Source organism: Nisaea sp. (assembly GCF_017640745.1).
GTDB lineage: Bacteria > Pseudomonadota > Alphaproteobacteria > Thalassobaculales > Thalassobaculaceae > Nisaea.
On the sequence record NZ_JAEPQA010000007.1, the window covers coordinates 1 to 18,960 of the forward strand.

Here is an 18,960-nt window from a genome sequence, read left to right on the forward strand (position 1 = left end):
TGCCGTGTTCCAGACACCCGAGGAATACCGGATTGTCTCGAATGGGAAGACGCTCGGAACGCTGCCTGTTCTGACTGTCTTGGCGCCAGATTTGACGATTATCTTTTCCGGCCGCCGTTGGAGGATTCTCGCGATCCACGACGCAGAAAAGGTCATCGAAGTCTCAAGAGACGCGACTGGAAGGCCCCCCAAGTTTGGCGGTGATGGCGGCAATATCGACGACACAGTGGTTCGGCGAATGAGGACCATCCTCGCCGGAAACGACCCGAGGAAATATCTCGATGAGAAGGCCGCTGGCCTGCTTCAGGAGGCGCGAGCGTCCTTTGTCCGACTGGGGCTTGAGGCGTCGAATATCGTCGAAATAGGCGACGGTCATTGCCTTCTCGCTACATGGGCCGGGACTGTGAAGAATTCGACAATGGCTCTCGCGCTCAGGTCGGAAGGCCTCATAGTCGAGAAACATGATGGGCTTCTCGACGTACGTGCCGACATAGGGCGAGTGCGAGATATTGTCGAGCAGATGGCGGAGTCGGACGCACCTTCAGGAGAGGAAATCGCCGCCGAGATTGCTTTGCCCGCGACAGAAAAATTTCACCCTTATTTGTCTGCTGACCTATTAGTTGCTGACCTTGTGGCCAGCCAAATTGAGGCCAGCTGCATACCATTCGTGGCTGAGCAGCTACTGGGAGCTTAAGGAAGTCCGAGTGCGCATCATTGCCGAGACAGTTAGAGCACTGCGGCCCTGCACGTGATAGTGATGCCTGCCGTACTCGACAACCTCTTGGTATCAGGCATTGGTAATCCCAACACCGATCGTCTCTATGAACGCTTTCGACCGAGAGACGTTTGGAAACTCTATGCGCAGAATCACATCGTAAATTTCGAAGACAAGATCCGCTCTAGGACCAAACGCTTCATGCTCGAATTCTGTTTTCGACGAGTTAGCGTCGGACCAATTTTCGGACATCCAAAATTCGAATTTTTTGAGACGCTCAGGCCAGCCGATGACGGCGAGAAAAACAGAAGTCGCCGTGCGCTCGGCCGCGTAGTCGGGGAAAATGCTTTTCAGCGGATCGTCTGACATCAATTGGCCACCGCTCTGAAGGGTCGAATTCTTAGGTGAACGGAGCTCCTCGAAGCCAAGATCATCAAGTTTTCCCCAAAAGCCCTAAGCTGCAGTAAGAAAAATTGCTCTACCTGTATGGCGTGGTCTACTCGGAACGATAATGCCTCTTTCCAAGCCTCGTCAGTGATCTCGATTTCACTGGGGGTCGCTACAACTGCCCGTCTTGGCGGGGCAGACGCTCAACAGCGGCCTATCGTCGGTAGGTCCAGGAAAGAAGCAAGGACATCGCATGAACAGCCGTTCTTTGGCAGTCAACATGGCGTCGGACAGCGTCTTGAGCTAGCGAGCCATAGGCAGCCAAAGAATCCCAAACGAATTCACAAAAGCTGGCGTACCGCGCGTTCAATTCGATTGCGGAATATCCACGCACACCGAACTTTGCAGCAATCTCTGGGGTCCAGATTGGGAATATCGTTGGATTAATTAGCTGAAGAATACCGCTCATTATCGCCCAATTTTGATTGGCAGGAGCGGTCCGGGTAATGCCTTCCAAAAATCTTCTGGCATCACTCGGCGTGCTACAACTTCTGATGGAGGCGAGCACCCTTGAGCTCGGAACTCCCCAGTTACTACAATTCATGGAACAGCTGGGTGCCTTTACAGTTTCGCGCACGAGGATAGCAATCGCTGCAACCGCATCTCCTTCTGGGTCATCCTCCATGCGTCGAACGACGCGAGCCAACGAATCAAATAAATGATCATCAGAAACATTGGTTGGATAAATTAGATCCTCCGATCGCCGGATGAGGTCTCCCATATCAGGCGATTCTGGTAGGAGGGGGGACTCAGCCAACATCAGGCTCTGCATGTGAAACTACCTTCCAGATTCCCGAGAGATCGGCCAACGCACGGACCGCAACATCCCGCATATCGAACTTGGCTATGCATTAAGCGCTCGATCCTATCCCCGGGAAGCGGCTACGCGATGCCTAGCCTCATTGCTACTGACTATGCGCTCTTAATTCGCCCGCGGCCGAGCGATACATTTGATGGAGATATTTTCCAGAAACCACCTTCCCGGCCAACGGTTCCGTCGTCGTCTATGCACCGAACCACTTTCTTGAACTCGACTTTGCCGTCAAAGACTGGTGCTCCACCTAGAGTCATATCCATACTCATCCAATATGGCTTAGGTTCGTCAGCCTTATTGTTCTTCATCCAACTCGGCCAATCTTTCTCAAGATTTCTCTCAAGGCGAGTGGACTCAGAAGGAGATGTAAGAACAAAGAACATATTGGGCACGAAGCTGCCATTCTGCTCCTGATACTCCCTAAGGTCATTTAGGCGATTGATCTTCGAGTTGATCTGCGCGTTGTTCCAGCTTTCGGCACCTTTGGCCTCGATAAGGATCAAAGTCTCTCCAAACGCTATGACCAGGTCCAAGTCCTCTTGATTGCCTTTAACCAATTGATGGTCATTACGCTGAACCTGCGTTTCGTCGACACGCTCGTCGATGAGGTGCAACGCCCCTACCAACCAATCCAGATGGTAGTCCATTGCCCACCAGGCGTTATCGGGAATAGCCACATTAATCAATGAACCAAGTCGGCTCCGAAAATCGATGTCGAGTGTTTCGGCTTTCGAGCCCAGCGCGTTGCGGATGAGCCAATAGCGTTCTTTGCGATTAAATTGAGCAAGCGCATCAGTAAGCTTCATGGACGCCCCTCAGTTCCGGTGGCGCCGGTCAAAAATCGCCAGAGTGCGATCATTGCATAGGTATCCAGGGCGCAATATTGCTCAAGCGCGTCTCGTATCTCTGTTTTACGAGCTTCAGACGTAGAAGGATCCACAGCTTCAAGATATGCGTCCATGGCTTGAGTGCCATCATGAACGCCTGGGAGCGCATTGTAATCGAGGTCCGGTGCAACGACCGGCAGGACGTACTTGATACTCCAACTGCCCTTCTGAGCCGGGTGATAGAAGAACTTGCGGGTAATCGGAAGCAAGTCCACCAGCCGATCTTTTATCGCCAGGAGCTCTGGTGCGAGATTCGAGAATCGTTGGGCAAGCTCTTTCAACCGCGCACCCTCGAAACCGGCGTTATAGACGAAGATCGGATTCGCCTCCCTGCAAGCCTCGATCAGGCTATTGGCAAACCTCTCAGACGGGTCGTCGCCACTGAGGTCTAAAAAGCCGTGATGTGTCACGGTGCCATCGGCCGCAAGACAATGCAGGCTGAACTGAAATGGCAGCATTTGGTACGGATGCGTACCAGCCCAACGCGGGACCCCAAACTGAATGGTTTCAAAGTCCAAAAAATATCCTGGCAACGGAAACGACGCCAAAGCACCCGCTGCTCCAGCCGCATCAAAGTAGGGCGTGCCAGATAGAGTTACATCGCGGACCCGGCGTTGCTGGTCGTTCAGAAGCGTGTCCGGCAGGAACCGCAAATCGTTCGTGCCCGTTTCGGCGATGTGTGTGTCGAGAGCCTTAGATTTCCGGCCTGGCAACCAATTGACTGGAAATTCTGCGACCGGGAGGCTCGCTGAACAGTGTCCGAAGAAACTGCAATCGAAGGGTGTGTTGCACTGAGGGCCAATCGGAATTTCCGGAGCCTCGGTCTCGGCAACGATCTTCTGAGCTTCATCAATCCAACTGCGGACTTCTTCTGACCGGGGAAAAGCGCTCGCAGTCAGATCTTTCTCCACCAGCAACCCATCATAGTCACCGCCTCCGGGATAGATCCATGTGGTGTCAATATGGGCAACCGCAACGCCGCGCAGATCGACACCCGAAGCTTGAGCTATATGTGCCTGGATCGCCGCATCGTCCTCTTGGTATGGCTTGACTGAAGTTGAAGACTTCACTTCCACCATACGCCACCCGGCCTTATCGCCGCCGTCATCCGTTCGAAGCATTACGTCGGCAAAAGCAAGAGCCCGATCGGCTGCAAATCCGGCCTCAAAAATCGGGCCATTCCCGCGAAGCAGTTCTCGAGTTCGATTCAGAGCGGCAGGTACACCATCTGATTTGAAATCTACTTCGGTGCCTTCACCTTTTGGGTCGTAGATGCGTTGAGCTACGATTCCCACCTCGTGACCGGTGCGAAATATCGCTTCAGTTGCAGGGGAGATGGTCCCCAATTCCGGATGGTGAACTTCCAGCCAAACTTTTTTCGGGCACTGCCGATATGCGACAAGCTTGGATTTTGAGAGTTTTCTCTGCTTTCCCATAGATAGAATGTTAGGCGAAACTTGAGGGTCAAAAACAGTTCAAAATAGCAATTCATGCTCGCTTTCGCTTCAGTCGCGAGAGTTTCTAGAGGCTGCTGCAGGAAAACCTATCCAAACTCTCCTACGCTCTATTGGAAGCTAATAGTTGTCAGGGGCGGAAAAGAGATTTTTATTAATAATTTCAATTGGTTGATAAGGCGTAAATGCCAAAACCTCAGGAGCAACCATGAAGTTTGAATGCAAGGCACTTCACCTTAGCGCATCCGACCTTGTTGGCCACACCAACTGCGATCATCTCACATCGTTGGACGTGCAAGTTGCAACTGGGACGCTGAAAAAACCAGATCATTATGATCCTCTGCTCGCGTTGTTACGCGAACGCGGACAGTTGCATGAATCCGCCTACATCGATCACCTAAAACAACAAGGATTAACGATCACATCAATCGAAGGCGTCGGTATTACCGATTCTGATGTTGAGGCAACTCTCGCTGCGATGAATCGGGGTGAAGAGATTATTGTTCAAGCGGCCTTGAGGGATGGCCGTTGGAGTGGTCGTGCGGACATCCTGAGGAAAGTGCCTTCTCCTAGCGATCTCGGGGAATTCTCTTACGAAGTCATAGACACGAAGCTTGCTCGAGAAACCAAGGGCGGCACCGTGTTGCAGCTATGCCTGTACGGTGATCTTCTCACCCAGATGCAGGGACGACCGCCAGAGAAGATCTACGTCGTGTCTCCCTGGTCCGATTTTGAGCCGCAGGAATTCAGATATAATGACTACGCAGCCTACTACAGGCGCGTCAAAGCAGCAGCGGAAGTATCCGTAGACAGCGCTGATGCGGAACATAGTTACCCGGACCCAAAGAGCCATTGCGATTTTTGTCGGTGGCAGCGGCGCTGTGACCAGCGTCGACGAAACGATGATCACCTCTGCTTGGTAGCGGGTATCTCGAAAAACCAGATCAACGAATTTCAGGCGAACGGTTTTGACACCACACGGAAGTTGGCTGAGATGTCTCTTCCTCTGCCGTTCAAACCGCAACGAGGGGCCGTAACATCCTTCGAGAGAGTCCAGGCGCAGGCTGCGATACAGGTTGCTGGTCGAGATAGCGGCGAACTCAGATTCGAATATTTAACTATTCAGCCGGGCTTCGGCCTGGCGGCATTGCCTGCCCCCTCAGATGGAGATGTCTTCTTCGATATCGAAAGCGATCAATTTGTCGGAGAACATGGGCTCGAATACTTATTTGGTTACGCCTTTTCTGAAAGCGACGGGACACCTGCGTACATTGCTGACTGGGCTTTCGATCGCGAAAGCGAGAAAAGCATATTTGAGCGTTTTGTGGATTTCGTGACGGCGAGGCGCGCGCGGTTTCCCGACATGCACATTTACCATTTTGGTGGTTACGAAACCGGTGCTCTAAAGCGGCTGATGGGGCGCTACGCCACACGCGAGGATGAGGTCGATGCATTGCTCCGTGGCGTGGTCTTCGTTGACTTGTTATCCATCACCCGAAACGCCATCAGGGCCAGTGTCGAGAGCTACTCGCTCAAGCAGCTAGAGGCTTTCTGCGGGTATGAGCGAGAGACCACTCTCCAGGAAGCGAATAGCGCTCTTTCCAAGCTGTCGGCCGCCCTAGAGCTCAATGATGTTCCTTCCATCGAGGAAGACACGAAGGACACGGTAGCCGCGTACAATAAAGACGATTGTATTGCCGCTTGGCGGCTGCGTGACTGGCTTGAACAGCGTCGAACCGAAAAATTAGCTGCTGGGGCAGATATACCTCGTCCTGAGCCGGGTCAGGACTCTCCCAACGAAGAACTCTCGGAGAGACAGCAACATATCCAGGAATTGATCGGCCGATTGACGGCTAGTGTCCCGGTCGATTCGGAAGAGCGCTCCGAAGAACAGCAGGCTCTATGGATCTTGGCCTATATCTTGGACTGGCATCGTCGAGAGAATAAAGCGGTCTGGTGGGAAAAGTATCGGCTGCAGGACCTGACTGCTGATGAGCTTCTGGATGAGAAGGCAGGTCTTGGACGACTGGAATTTGTCAGCCAAGTCGATGAAACCAAGACCGGTATTCCAACGCATCGATATCGCTTTCCGCCACAGGACACCGACATTCGAGGAGACGAGAATCTGCATGATGTTGGAGGGGCCAAACTTGGGAAAGCCACTGCGATTTCGCCGGATGATTTGACGGTTGATATCAAGAAATCGAGAGCTACTGCTGACGTCCACCCTGAAGGAGTTTTTTCGCACCTATTCATCGACCCGAAGGAGCAAGCCGCTTCGCTGTTGCGCCTTGGCGAGTACGTGGCAGAGCACGGTATCCTAGGTCATGGGCTGTACAAGAGTGCTCGCGACATGCTTCTGCGAACGCCAATGAATCTGCGTGGCGCTGCGTTCCAGGAAGATGGTGAGTCGACTCTCGAGGCGGCCATTCGACTGACTACATTGATGAATGGTGGCGTGCTGCCCGTTCAAGGGCCGCCAGGAACTGGCAAGTCGTTTACCGGCGCCCGGATGGTCTGTCAGTTGGTTAAGCTTGGGAAGCGCGTCGGGATTACTGCGAACAGCCATAAGGTAATTCGGAATCTGATTGATAAAGTGATCGAAGCTGCTTTGGAGATGGGTTTGGAGATCTCCTGCATTCAGAAGCCGGAGCAAGGAAACACCGAAGGGGCAACGGACCATCTCTCTTTCGCACGATCCAATGATGACGTCTTAAGGGCGCTATCATCTGGCGATGCACAGGTTGCGGGGGCGACCCATTTTTTCTGGGCACGAGAAGATGCCTTCGAGACCGTTGACGTTCTTGTAATTGATGAAGCGGGACAAATGTCGCTCGCCAACGCCCTGGCTGTGTCCCAAGCGGCACCAACAGTTGTGATGTTGGGAGACCCCCAACAGCTTGACCAACCAACTCAAGGAACACACCCAGACGGCACTGGCGTATCCGCACTGGACCACCTACTCGCTGGTCGCCAAACGATCGGTCCAGACCAAGGTTTGTTTCTGGAAACAACCTACCGGCTTCATCCAGATATATGTGATTTCAACTCTGAACTCTTTTACGAAGGAAAGCTCACTTCGAAAGAGGGGTGCGAACAACAATGCGTTGAGGCTACCGGATACGTCAGAGGGGCGGGGCTGAGATTTCTTCCGGTTGAACACAATGGAAATGCCAGTGTGTCGACTGAAGAGGCGGAGGTGGTTCAATCCCTCGTTGAGCATATCATCGGCACTGGCGCGACATGGACTGATCGTGACGGATCGGTCAAGCCGGTGACCTTCGATGATATTTTGGTTATCGCTCCCTACAATGCTCAGGTCTTCGAGATCCAGCGGCGTCTTCCGCAGGCCAGAGTCGGCACTGTCGATAAGTTCCAGGGTCAGGAAGCGCCGATAGCAATTTATTCGATGGCAACTTCTTCCCATGCAGACGCGCCACGTGGAATGGAGTTTCTATACAGCGCAAACCGCTTCAACGTAGCTGTTTCAAGAGCCAAGTGCCTTGTCATCCTCGTGGCATCGCCAAAGGTGTTTGAGACAGAATGTCGAACGCCCAGACAAATGCAGCTTGCCAACGCGTTCTGTAGGTATCTCGAACTCGGCGAGGCCGTCAGCCTGTAGTGGGCGCATTGCGTTTAGCTGCGCGTGAGGAATGGCTTGCTCATTCTATGAGTCCGCGGTCGGTTCCGCAGTCGATAACGAGGCCTCAGTTCATTGTCAGAACCAAGGTTTCTATAGGCTTGCCCTCTCGAACTAGCGCGATGCCGCGGCGCCCACCCAACTGAATCCAGGTTTCTGGTGGACTCTCGTAGATCCAAAGCTCGTCCTCTTTACGCATCCGGAGCTTAATCCTCGCCATTTCGTCTCTCTTGGGCGAAAAAATTAGACCTACAGGCCCCTCTGGAAGGTGCTGCATCTCGGATAGTTTGCGATCGAGATCAATAAGGGAAATCCGTTCTTCCAGCCATTCTCGTGGCACGGAAGCTTCTGAGGCCGTGGATTTCGTTGAAGCCTCAGCGTAGGCCTTAGCGATCTCCAATGTTCTAGCAAAAAGCTTCTTGTCATTAAGCGGATATACCGGTGCCTCGATTTCAATACGATATCTTACGTAGGAATCGAGATTATGAGGTGGCGGTTCAGGCCTCTCAACGGTTGCGCTGCGCCAAGCCTCTATTCGTTCGATTATCTCAGGCTCAGTAAACCCATCGAACTCAAGGAGCGACGCTAGCTCAACGATCTCTAGAATTGCCGCTTCTGCCGTTCTCCAGAGGTCCGCGACAATCCAGTTTTCAGGGTGCGGCATGCCTTTCAGATTTGGGTCTGAACGACGGCGCAGCGCGATCATTTCAATCATCACGTCTTCCCGGAATTCGGGCGCTTTTCTCCAAAGTCGACGTGTCGTCAACGGTATCTCACCGCGGATCAGCATTGACGCGACGACTGCAATGCAAAACAGAACAATGAAAGGGGCGCCGACGGCAATAACCATCGAAACGAAAACGTTCACCAATAGGTCGTTTGAATTGCCTGTTCTGAATTCTGTCCATAAGAACAAGCCTGCGAAACCAATTCCGACTATCGCCCATATTGGAAGTACGACCCACCACCACTGCATTGCTGTTTCCAGCATCGCTCCCTCTTCGAACTGGCTAGGTTGCAATCAGCTATTCGGCTAGGCCCGCATCTGTGTAGCGGCGAGGTGTTCCTATCCATGGTCCTTACAGGAAGGGTCTAGCCGCATACCAAATGGAAGCAGAATACGTCGATCCAAGGAATTACTCGTTAAGATCGATTACGACAGAGGACAATGGGTAAACGGTGCACAAAAGCTATCGGACACCATGAACCACGATAGAGGGTGTGACCGTTATTGGCGCTGGCTCACCTTGACCCGAAGCGAATAGGTTCAACGAAATTGCAAGAGCGCGAAGAGTCTGCGGATGCCATTCCTCGCTGACAAACGAGTGCCCGGGGAACCTCCCCAGGAGATCAATCTCTTTCGCTATAAAAAAAGCCCGGAAGATCTGGTTGAAATTCGCAATGCCTGCGATCGAGGGGAAATTTGGTCACTATGTAACTGTCGGGTTCACCTGGTCGAGTTGCGCAACGGGACTGTGTTCTTTCGCCACAATTCCCTATCAGAAAAGCACTCTCATTCCGACCGAACTTCCGAAAGCGAAGAGCACGTCTATCTCAAAGAAGCAGCACTTAGAAAAGCCCGCGAGATGGGCTATGACGCCTATCCAGAAGAAGGCGAGGAAGAGTGGAGAGCGGACGCACTCATCGTCGGCAAAGACGGCAAACGTATAGCCATCGAGATACAGCTATCTCATCACACTGCGGCCGACATACAGAATCGGACTCAAGTTCGAGAAAAGGACGGGGTAGAAACCGTTTGGTTCTTTAGCGATAAAATCAAGGTCAGCAGTCTGACTGAATATATTCGGTCACGTCCGTTTCTTGAGTTACCTGCGCGTGACGCTGAGAAATTTGTTGAGGATATGGTTGCCCTCTATTTGCGAGGTAACTTGGTCAGGCATGAGTCTCGGAATGGCCAACGCATCCCCGCTCAGCCAATCATTTTTGATGTCACCTGCGCGGAATGCGAGACCGTTTATTCTGTGATCAAAGCCATCGTTGGGTATCCGAACGAGGCTTGGGGCGATGAAAAAGGCCCCGTCGTACAGTTCCTCAAATTCGGCTATAGCGCACTGTTCGATGCCGCTCGAGACTTCCTTTCAAAACGTGATCCAAGTTTCCTTCCATATAAAACTCACGTTCCATACCTATCAGGTGGAACCGAGAGGTATGCCTGTCCTTCCTGCGGAGAGCCTGGCGCTCCCATTAAGTTGAATGCCGCGCTTGCGGCGAGAGTCCCTTACGATAAAAGAACGGCCTTGAGCCTTCCATTCAGCTATTTCGGCGTAGATATCTCGAGACAAACATGGGGAGCCAAGACGCCAACACCTTTCGTCACGGAGAGGATGTCGATCTCTGAATGGTACAAAGAAGTCTCCTGGCTCATGCGGCCAAACGAGCGTAAATTCGCAGCCAGGAAGCAAAAGCGAGCAGAGAAAGCCCGCGCGGATGCAGAACGAAAGAGGCGGCTTGATAGGGAAGCGGCTGCCGCCTCTGCAGCAGTTAAAAAACGCGTATGGACGACTATAAAAAGCCGACTGGCTCCAGCCTTAGAGAAGTCCGAGATTGAATTCGACATAAGGAAATGGTCTGCCGGAAGAATTCCTTATAAGAGAAAATATTCTCTCTATGAAAAGCATATAGAGCTCAATGAATTAATAGAGAATCGTTCGCCCACTCTATCGGAATTCGAAGCCGATCTGGATAAGGTAATTGCGATGTCAGAACCAGGCGGTCCGATTGCTGATCAATTTCTCGGTCTACCGGTGGAGAAGTGGAAGCTCGAACGCATGGAAGAACAGGAGTTAGCGGCCTTGGAAGAGAGAAGAGCTCGCTTCTACAGCTTTCTTCTGAAAAAATTGCCCCCTGCTTTTTTAGAGACCGAGCTCGAAAAGCGTGATGCCTCCAAAATGAACATTCTTCAGCGAGCGTGCATTAGTGAAGACGCCATGAGTAAAGTCGCAGGTGAAGTATCTGCCACTTCAGAAAACCTGAAATCAGCTTCGTTTCGCCACGGCCGTTTGCAAGACATTTCGACCAAGATTCTCGGCTATATTCCGGCCAATTCCTGGATGAACAGCCCTCACCCAAACCTGCACGGACACACTCCTAACAACGCTTGCGATGATCTAGATTGGTTCGACAGAGCCATTCGGATACTGCTCGACAAGAAGAGCGAAAAATAAAATTTACGCTCACGATGTACTTGTTTTCATCGACATAGTTAAGGTTATGAGATGGCTCCGAACCCATTCGGCAGCCATGCTCAGCCTTTCCTTAATAGCGTGTTAGATCATTGATCTCGTGGCAGCGGGACACAATTGCTGTCCGCTGACCAGCCTCCTGTTTCGGCAGAATGGCAATGGTCTGTTTTTCACTGAGCCGACTACGCTTCATCTGATCCGTCTCCTGTTAGGTGACGGAACATAAACACTTCTGGAGGAAACTTGGGGCTCAGGTCTCTTCCTGTATTTAAAGGCCTCCGACTGACATAAGTCAGCAGGGCTAGAAGATTTACGTAGACGACGCAACCGGCCGACATTCCGGAAATTGCGGTAGTGACGCAGTTTGCGAATTTCTAACTGAGGCACTATCTGACGGGAGCCTCGCTTGCCCCAGAAAAGCAAGTTATGCGATATCTACTTATGGGGAAACCTAGTTTCCCCCGACCGCTCGGGCGCCTAGCGGTCGTTAAATATGAAGCATCTTCGGGTGTAAGGTCCGGGCAAGCGCCGTTTGTCGAGGCCAGACCATAAGGGTCGAGTATCGGTTGCCAGGAACCGGCTGGCGCTCAGTGCCAGAGTGCGAACAGCTATGATTTGCACCTTGTCTGACTTTGGTGCCGCATGCACGCAATCGTGTTTCAAAATTCGTTGGGTCAGGAAATCTTGTCTGGGGATGACGAAGGATCTTTATCCGGCCTTAGCCTAATACCTTCACCCTCGGAATCAGTAGGGGGAAGGAATTGTATTCCACCCTCCTGCAAGCTCCTGACGATCGCTTCAATCGTTCCTCGACGCGAATCCTTGCCACCCTCCACACGGGTGACCGTGGGCAGGCTCACTTTCGCGCGCTTAGCCAATTCGGGTTGAGACCACCCCAAAACAGACCTAGCCCCTCTGAGTATTTTATGACCCGGAAGCATGGTGCATGCTCACGTACCGTGAGGCAGTGGTCCACTAAGTTGGAAAGAAATTCTCATAAAAGATGATTTTCAAATCAATAAAGATGATTTTATAATCTTTTTTCTGGACTAAACCATGTCAGCCCGCTAGGGTCCTGCGTATTCCTTGAGGGCAAAACGAACGAATCATGTCGCGAGTCCCCATGGCTGTACGTATCGCCAATATCTGTGATTGGGCGTTCATGAGCACATCGACGACAGAGAAAGAGCGAAGAGCGCGCACATTCCTTCGTCGATCTCGGGCAGCAAAGGAAAAGCGGCACCTGCCGACATTCGACGAGCTACTGATTGGAATGCCTTTCTTTGGCGAGGACATCGGGAGTGATGTGGAAGAATTTGCAGAGCGCCTGTTGGTCCGTGTGGAGAAGGAGGTCGCCAAGGATCCACAACTAGGCGAGCTAAGGAATGAATTGCTTCCCCTCACCATGGTTCCGTCGCAGTCGCACTTTCGTTCAGCCGCTGCCAAGCTTCGGGAGATCCGGGAAATTGGGCGCGCCGACCTCAACGACTTTGCTCTCCGATGCGATCTATATGCGGCCTGTCACGGTTGCGTAGATAGCGGGCTCAGAATTGCGGCGGCGGCGGTCGATCTTGCAGAGCGTAGTGTCGCGGACATTGAGGACAAGGAAGCTGTTGCCCTAGTTCAGATTGCACTGGGATGGCTCCGAACCTCCGATATCCCGGCCCGTACGATCGGCAAGAGAAGAGAAGCGACTGCCACGCTTGGTGAAGGTCTTCTGCATTGGATAATCCGAGCTTCTCGCTCGAAGGACAACCAAGACTCACCAGGATTACGGAATGATCAGGATGCGGAAGGCACAAAAACCAAGTCGCCAATTTCCAAGCCAACCGCACCGAAACAAGCGCCCGATAACAGCCTGACGGCTGTCGTATTTACATCAATTGGGAACCGCGAGACCTCTGAGGGCCGTCGAGTGGCGCAGTCCTTCAACAAATTAGTCGGGAAGCCGCTGCCGCTTGTACCATGCCCGAACCTGGCTGATGTTCGAACGGAACTTGTCGCCGAATACCCTTACGCCGAGACGGTAATCACAACTTTGCTTGAAGAAGTGGCTCTGCGCCCGCATGTCGCTCTTCGGCCGACGATCTTGGACGGTGATCCCGGCATCGGGAAAACCCGCTTTGCACGCCGAGTCCTGACGTTGCTAGGTATCGAGCCACATCTCTATTCCTGTGGCGGCGTTGCGGACGCTTCGCTAGCCGGAACCTCTCGCAGGTGGACGACCGGCGAGCCGTCATTACCCGTCGCCCAGATCCTCCAACACGATTGTGCGTCACCCGGGATTATTCTGGATGAAATCGAGAAAGCCGGTACTTCTCGCCACAACGGCAATGTCTTCGACGCTCTCTTGGGTTTCTTCGAGTTCCAATCAGCAAGCAACTGGCACGATCCATATATCGAGGGGCCTGTCGACCTATCGCACGTGATTTGGATCGGTACGGCCAACAGCATCGAAGAACTGCCGTCACCGCTGCGCGACCGATGCCGAATTATCCGATATCCGGCACCGGATCGGAGCCACTTGCCGCTGTTGGCTTCCCAGGTCCTAAAAGATCTCACGGCTGAGCGAGGTTTGGACTCCAGATGGGCTAGGCCTTTGTCAGGAGAGGAGCTTGAGGTGATCGCACGTGCGTGGGAAGGCGGATCGATCCGTAATCTTCGGCGCTTTGTCGAGGGGGTTTTGAATGTGCGCGAGCGGCTTCAGCCCCGCCATTGAGAGCGAAAGCCGTGGCCAGCGTGTATTTGAGATCGGCGGGTGTGTTTGATGCAGCATTTAGAAACAAGCCAAAGCAACAATTCTCATAGTGCTGGGGCCAGGCAGGCGAATGAGCTTCACCGGACGATGGTTTCGATTGCCTTCGCCCGCGACCCGGAAATCCCAAACCATTCGGGCTGCGCGACCGGCAGCCTCAACGCTATTGCTCTGGGAATAGCGAATATGAGGCTCGGCCCTGGAGAAACGGAGCTCGAATTCCGCGATGTTCACGCGCTGTGCACGAGTGGCTCTCACGCTGAAGTTGGGAGAACCATTTCTTGCAGGAACGAAACCGAACTACTTTACGCCGCAACTCGCATGATTGAGGTCCCGCAATCACCACTACTTGTGACGTGGAACGGTTCCGCGGACATTCCATACCTGCGCTCAAGAGCTTTCGCGGGTGACAGACGAGCAGACTGGTTACTGAAGGCCTCTTCGCCAGGCACCGAAGAACTTGCCTCGGCCTACCACCTGGATCTATCTCGATATCTGTTCCCTGAAGGGTTCTCGGTACCGATTGAGCAGGCACTGTTCGAGATCGGAGCTCCGCGCAGCCCGGAGGTCATAGGGCTTGCTCGATTGGAAATCGCAGCATGTGGCCTTCTATTGCTTGCTGCCAAAGCATTATGGTTTCGGGCGGAGATCAGCGTAGAGGCTTACAATTTGTTTGTAGGTTCGTTTTCCGAACGCGCTCGCCATCTTTCAGCTGCGCGCCCCCACTTTGGCTGTTTCGTCTTTGACGAAGGATCGAACGGGGAGCAACAACAGTGACTCTCCCGCGCAATCCGGCGGTTGTCGCTGCGTTGAGAGCCGAGATCACAAGCCTCGAACGCTTGGCCGCTGATCTGCAGACGATCCTTGATGGCACCGGGCCTACGGACCAAGACCTGAATTCCGCACCAATTATCGACGACTATTTGCGGACAACTCGAGAGGTGGCCTGTTTGTCCGGCCATATCAGCGGCCATCCGTCTGGACCGAGCGACACAGGAAGAACTTCCGAGCTTGTGTTTTTCTCTCCCAAACGAGGGTGGGCGCGAACTAGGAACCGCTTCTATCGGCTCGGAGGGCGGTTCGATGTTGGTTAGTGGTCGCTTTTTGTCATGCCTTCGGACATGGCTTTCGCGTATTCCGGCTCCACCCGTGCATCGATAACGACAGGTTTTCCCTCTCGGAATATGGTGATCGCTGTTCTCAGCGCTTCGATGAGCTCGCCCGGCGTCGTGACCTGGCCGATCGCTTCAAGACCTTGTGCGCGGGCGATCGCTGAGAAGTCGATATCCGGACCGGTTATGGCCTGACCGATTGCCTTGTTTTCAACCGGCCGACCACGCGTGACCGCGACCTTCTCCTGATGAACCTCATCATTGAAGTATGACCGATTGTTGCAGACGACCAGGATAAAGGGGATGCCATAGCGCGCTGCCGTCCAGAGGGCACTCACGCCCATCATGACGTCTCCGTCGCCGAGGACGGCCACGGGGATTCGGTCAGTTTCCGTGAGCGCGAGAGCGGCGCCAACCAGCATGCCTGGACCGGATCCAATACCTGCTCCCCCATCGTACCCGAGATAATCCAAAGGATGCTGAAAGTGCCAGCTTCCCCCATCCCATCCGAGAGGAAGGCGGACCAGACTTATAATCTCTCCAGAAAGACCTGTTGCCAGGGCCGAAGAGAGCTCATCCATTGTTATGGCATTCTGGACCTTACATGGCTGTCCAGATGCTCTCGGCACCGCTGGAATGAGGCGAGTTACGCTGAGATCAAGACGGCGGACCATCATGTTTATTACCGTGTCGGGCAAGGCGGCAATGTGGAGCTTTGCAGCCGGTTGAGCCATGTGATCCAGGCTCCATCCATTCGCCAATTGATGGTCGAGTGAGACGTTTACGAGCGATCCTTCCGCGCCGACCTGGCGAAGGTCGCCAGCTGTATCGACCCAATCGAAAGCGACAATCAGGTCTGCGTCAGCCAGCGCTCGAGCCGGACGCTCAGCAATGAAAAACGATGGCGGTCCGGCATGAAGAGGGTGGTCAGTCGGAAATGCTGCGCCGGTCTTTATGTCTGTCACCACCTGTGCGTTGTACCGCTCAGCCAGTGCAATGCGTGCGGCCCAATCCTCTTCGGAGCGAGACACCCGTCCCATCATGAAAACTGGACGCTTGGCTTCATTGAGAAGCTTCTCGAGGGTCTCTAACTGCGTCTCCGAGGGTGACGGATCCTCAGGCGCTTGATGCAATGTTGGCTCCGGGCGCCAAGGATTGTTGACGACCTTCTCTTCCTGGACCGTAACGTCAAAACAGACATAGGTCGGCGCCTGAGGCGCCGTGCGAGCTATCACGTTGGCCCTGACCATCGCGGCAAGAGACGCTTCAAGGCTGGCAGGTTGGTCATCCCATTTAGTGTACGGGCGTACCATCGATGCCTGATCCCGAGACGTGTGAATCCAGTCGATCCAGGGGCGGCGTTTGCGGGCATCGACTGGTCCGGTCGCACCGAAGATCACCATCGGAACCCGATCGCACCACGCGTTGTAGATTGCCATTGAACCATGCATGAGGCCTACATTGGCATGCAGGATTACGGCCATAGGCTCGCCTGTCACTTTGGCCCAACCATGTGCAATGGACACAGCATGTTCTTCGTGCAAGCAAAGAAGCATCGAAGGGTTGGCGTTACCCAAACGGTTGACGAGACTGTCGTGCAGACCACGAAAGCTCGATCCCGGATTCAAGGCGACGTGACGGAAACCGAGATCGCGAAGCATCTCCGCCATCAAGTCACTGCCCCAAGTCCCTTCTGAACGATCGGGTATCGGAACTTCGACGGAATCAGGCTTGGCGCTCAATGTGGCCTCCCACGCTTTGATTTTTCATTAGTTCGATATCTAAGTTATCGTCAAAGAGTCAGCTTTTTTGAACCCGATTAGTCGCATTCGCTGGTAAGAAGCGTACGTCGATATCGGGTGGCGCGTGATAGACGTCGACAATTGAGGTGACCGATTGCGAGGATCAGAGACGAGAATGAACCGAGTTGTTCGCCGAGAAGAAATCATCGAAAACCGCATTCAGGATCTGTCAGAAGACTATGCCGACGAGCGGATCGCGCATTTGGTCCGATTGTCAGCCCGTGGTTTCAACCGGTCACTCGCACGTCGCTTGGCAGACCACGGAGTTTCGTTCGGTCAGTGGGTGTTCCTGCGGATCCTCTGGAAGGAAGAGGGGCTGACTCAGAAGGAACTCAGCAAGATTGCCAACCTGACCGAGCCGACGACACACACCGCTCTGACCAAGCTGAAGAAGTTGGATGTCGTTGAGCAAAGAACGCAAGGTGGCAACAAACGGAAGCTTCACATCTATCTCACCGAGAAAGGGCGCGCTCTTCAATCTGTCCTCGAGCCTCTGGCGGTCGAAGCAAACGATGTCGCTCTGCAAGGGATATCGCCCGCCCAACACGCTCATCTGCATGAGATGCTTGTCAGGATCATAGCAAACCTAGAACAAGATGAAGCCGAGGCTGAGGCTGCAGGTGTCAAGGTTCCACCCACTCGCAGTGCCGCACTCTGATTCATGTCGATAACTCGGCAAGACGTTCTTGCAGGGCGTTCGAAGGCAATATCTCGCGGATAGGCATCAAGGAATCCGTCCCGTCGGAAGCGACGCTCAGACTGTCTCCATCCCAAGTCCACCAATAGATAGTCTCTCCGGCCTTATTGCGGATCGGCAAACGGAATGTTGGGAAGTTCCGGTCCGCGGCCGGAACAGTTGCATGGCCAATCACCGTGACGGTGACCGATTGATCTCGCATTGCGCGCCCGAGTTCGACCATCGCCACGAAGGCTGTCTCGCCTTTGGCAATCTCTTCCGGAGATTGAGCATCGCTACGGGGGCGGATCGCTCGGACAACGTCCGGATAGGGGCTGCGTGCGTGAGTGACCTGAGCATGACGTGTGCCCACGGCGGTTTCGATCGCAATTACATCGCCTGGAGCAGGCCTTACGATTTCGAATGAACGGGGTTTCGGACTCGTCATCCTTTCCTCACAGCGAAAAAGCTTCGTAAGTGCCGGGGTGGAACAATTCTTCAACCTGAAGACGGCGCGCTGAGAGGCCCTGCCGATAGTGCATGTCGAGGAACGTATCGAGGACGTGCTCGTTGCCCGGTACCCCGTAGGTCCAGATATCAGGTCCCAATAGACGGCGCGCCGAGACCAATGTGTCCTCAACAAAGGGCATGGTGACCTTGGTCGCCGAAGTGTCTGAAAGCGCCGATTGGGCCATTAACTTCGATTGTGAGAATGCTTTTAGAAGCGCCCCGGGGAGCCAGGGGTGGGCATTGGCCAGTTCGGTTCGAACCCCGAGAACGTGCATGATCGGGAAGATCTTCGTACGCTCGTAATGTTCTGAGGCAGATTTGATTCCGTCGGCAAACAAGCGGTCAACGTGAGGGTGGCCTTCATCGAAGCAGGCCAGTGTCCGCGGTCCCATAAAGCCGTCGATTTCGCCCGCTCGAAGCAACCCGTCCAGAGTGGTCCCATCCGGTGCCGCAGCCATGTCGATATCGGCAGGCAGGTCAACTTTGATCTTCTCCGGACGCCCTGGCGTGTGCATGCCCCCACGCACCCATTTTATGTCAGACGGCTTGACGCCGTAATCTTCCAGGATGCCGCGAGCCCAGACGTTCGCCGTCAGCTGCCACTCGGCAATGCCAATCCGCTTGCCCTTGAGATCCGCTGGCTTGTTGATGCCTTTGTCGGTCCGGATATAGACGGAGGAATGGCGGAAGGCCCGGGACAGATACACCGGGACCGCGATGTAAGGACTGTCACCTTGAGCGAGCTTCACGCAGTACGATGAGAACGAGAGTTCGGAGATATCGAACGCCTCATGCCGGAAGGCCCTGAAGAACATCTCCTCAGGCGAGAGCAACTGCGTGATCGGCGTGACGCCATCAATCTTCACGCGCCCATCGTGAATGGGGCGGGTCCGGTCGTAATCGCCCATGGCGATCGAAAGTGTCAGGTTGGCCACGTGTTTCCTC

15 protein-coding genes and 1 pseudogene are annotated in these 18,960 nt (G+C 53.7%); 7 read left to right on the plus strand and 9 right to left on the minus strand.

Features of this window, described 5'->3' with window-relative positions; genetic code table 11:
• Positions 1-694: pseudogene (locus JJ959_RS06890) on the plus strand (ATP-dependent helicase); the annotation flags it as partial.
• A 93-nt stretch (positions 695-787) separates the two neighbouring features.
• Here the strand turns inward: JJ959_RS06890 and JJ959_RS06895 are convergent.
• The 4 genes from JJ959_RS06895 to JJ959_RS06910 form a co-directional block, all read right to left on the minus strand.
• Positions 788-1,084: a hypothetical protein gene (locus JJ959_RS06895; RefSeq protein ID WP_292881292.1), complete on the minus strand. Its 297-nt coding sequence runs from the start codon at positions 1,082-1,084 to the stop codon at positions 788-790.
• Between the two features lie 232 nt (positions 1,085-1,316).
• Positions 1,317-1,934, minus strand: a complete 618-nt coding sequence (locus JJ959_RS06900) for a hypothetical protein (RefSeq protein ID WP_292881294.1) — start codon at positions 1,932-1,934, stop codon at positions 1,317-1,319.
• Positions 1,935-2,074: 140 nt separating this feature from the next.
• The gene (locus JJ959_RS06905; RefSeq protein WP_292881297.1) at positions 2,075-2,782 is read right to left on the minus strand and encodes a hypothetical protein; all 708 of its coding nucleotides are present in this window, start codon (positions 2,780-2,782) and stop codon (positions 2,075-2,077) included.
• Positions 2,779-4,299 carry a DUF2779 domain-containing protein gene (locus JJ959_RS06910; RefSeq protein WP_292881300.1) on the minus strand — a complete coding sequence of 507 codons (1,521 nt, stop codon included), beginning with the start codon at positions 4,297-4,299 and terminating at the stop codon, positions 2,779-2,781. The genes JJ959_RS06905 and JJ959_RS06910 overlap by 4 nt, the downstream gene beginning before the upstream one ends.
• A 226-nt stretch (positions 4,300-4,525) precedes the next feature.
• Here JJ959_RS06910 and JJ959_RS06915 point away from each other — a divergent pair, with 226 nt between their 5' ends.
• The gene (locus JJ959_RS06915; RefSeq protein WP_292881303.1) at positions 4,526-7,939 is read left to right on the plus strand and encodes a TM0106 family RecB-like putative nuclease; all 3,414 of its coding nucleotides are present in this window, start codon (positions 4,526-4,528) and stop codon (positions 7,937-7,939) included.
• An 85-nt stretch (positions 7,940-8,024) separates the two neighbouring features.
• Here the strand turns inward: JJ959_RS06915 and JJ959_RS06920 are convergent, their stop codons facing one another.
• Positions 8,025-8,948: a hypothetical protein gene (locus tag JJ959_RS06920; protein WP_292881306.1), complete on the minus strand. Its 924-nt coding sequence runs from the start codon at positions 8,946-8,948 to the stop codon at positions 8,025-8,027.
• A gap of 310 nt (positions 8,949-9,258) precedes the next feature.
• Between JJ959_RS06920 and JJ959_RS06925 the strand changes: the two genes are divergently transcribed.
• Positions 9,259-11,142, plus strand: a complete 1,884-nt coding sequence (locus tag JJ959_RS06925) for a hypothetical protein (RefSeq protein WP_292881309.1) — start codon at positions 9,259-9,261, stop codon at positions 11,140-11,142.
• A gap of 692 nt (positions 11,143-11,834) precedes the next feature.
• On the opposite strand, the gene JJ959_RS21340 is transcribed toward JJ959_RS06925, so the two are convergent.
• Positions 11,835-12,101, minus strand: coding sequence for a helix-turn-helix domain-containing protein (locus JJ959_RS21340; protein WP_366816926.1), 267 nt, complete (start codon positions 12,099-12,101; stop codon positions 11,835-11,837).
• A 182-nt stretch (positions 12,102-12,283) separates the two neighbouring features.
• On the opposite strand from JJ959_RS21340, the gene JJ959_RS06930 reads away from it, so the two are divergent.
• The 3 genes from JJ959_RS06930 to JJ959_RS21345 are packed head-to-tail and all read left to right on the plus strand — an operon-like array spanning position 12,284 to position 15,009.
• On the plus strand, positions 12,284-13,879 hold the full coding sequence (locus JJ959_RS06930) for an AAA family ATPase (protein WP_292881312.1): 1,596 nt from the start codon (positions 12,284-12,286) through the stop codon (positions 13,877-13,879).
• A 48-nt stretch (positions 13,880-13,927) separates the two neighbouring features.
• Positions 13,928-14,692, plus strand: a complete 765-nt coding sequence (locus JJ959_RS06935; RefSeq protein ID WP_292881315.1) for a hypothetical protein — start codon at positions 13,928-13,930, stop codon at positions 14,690-14,692.
• Positions 14,689-15,009, plus strand: a complete 321-nt coding sequence (locus JJ959_RS21345) for a DUF6634 family protein (protein ID WP_366816927.1) — start codon at positions 14,689-14,691, stop codon at positions 15,007-15,009. Before JJ959_RS06935 ends, JJ959_RS21345 begins: the two co-directional genes overlap by 4 nt.
• Here the strand turns inward: JJ959_RS21345 and JJ959_RS06940 are convergent.
• Positions 15,006-16,769 carry a thiamine pyrophosphate-binding protein gene (locus JJ959_RS06940; RefSeq protein ID WP_292881318.1) on the minus strand — a complete coding sequence of 588 codons (1,764 nt, stop codon included), beginning with the start codon at positions 16,767-16,769 and terminating at the stop codon, positions 15,006-15,008. The two genes, JJ959_RS21345 and JJ959_RS06940, sit on opposite strands and share 4 nt — an antisense overlap.
• A 175-nt stretch (positions 16,770-16,944) precedes the next feature.
• Here JJ959_RS06940 and JJ959_RS06945 point away from each other — a divergent pair, with 175 nt between their 5' ends.
• On the plus strand, positions 16,945-17,487 hold the full coding sequence (locus tag JJ959_RS06945; protein WP_292881321.1) for a MarR family transcriptional regulator: 543 nt from the start codon (positions 16,945-16,947) through the stop codon (positions 17,485-17,487).
• A 1-nt stretch (position 17,488) separates the two neighbouring features.
• Here the strand turns inward: JJ959_RS06945 and JJ959_RS06950 are convergent, their stop codons facing one another.
• Together JJ959_RS06950 and JJ959_RS06955 are read right to left on the minus strand one after the other, a co-directional pair.
• Positions 17,489-17,953: a hypothetical protein gene (locus tag JJ959_RS06950; protein ID WP_292881324.1), complete on the minus strand. Its 465-nt coding sequence runs from the start codon at positions 17,951-17,953 to the stop codon at positions 17,489-17,491.
• Positions 17,954-17,960: 7 nt separating this feature from the next.
• Positions 17,961-18,950, minus strand: a complete 990-nt coding sequence (locus tag JJ959_RS06955; protein ID WP_292881327.1) for an ABC transporter substrate-binding protein — start codon at positions 18,948-18,950, stop codon at positions 17,961-17,963.
• Between the last annotated feature and the right edge of the window lie 10 nt (positions 18,951-18,960).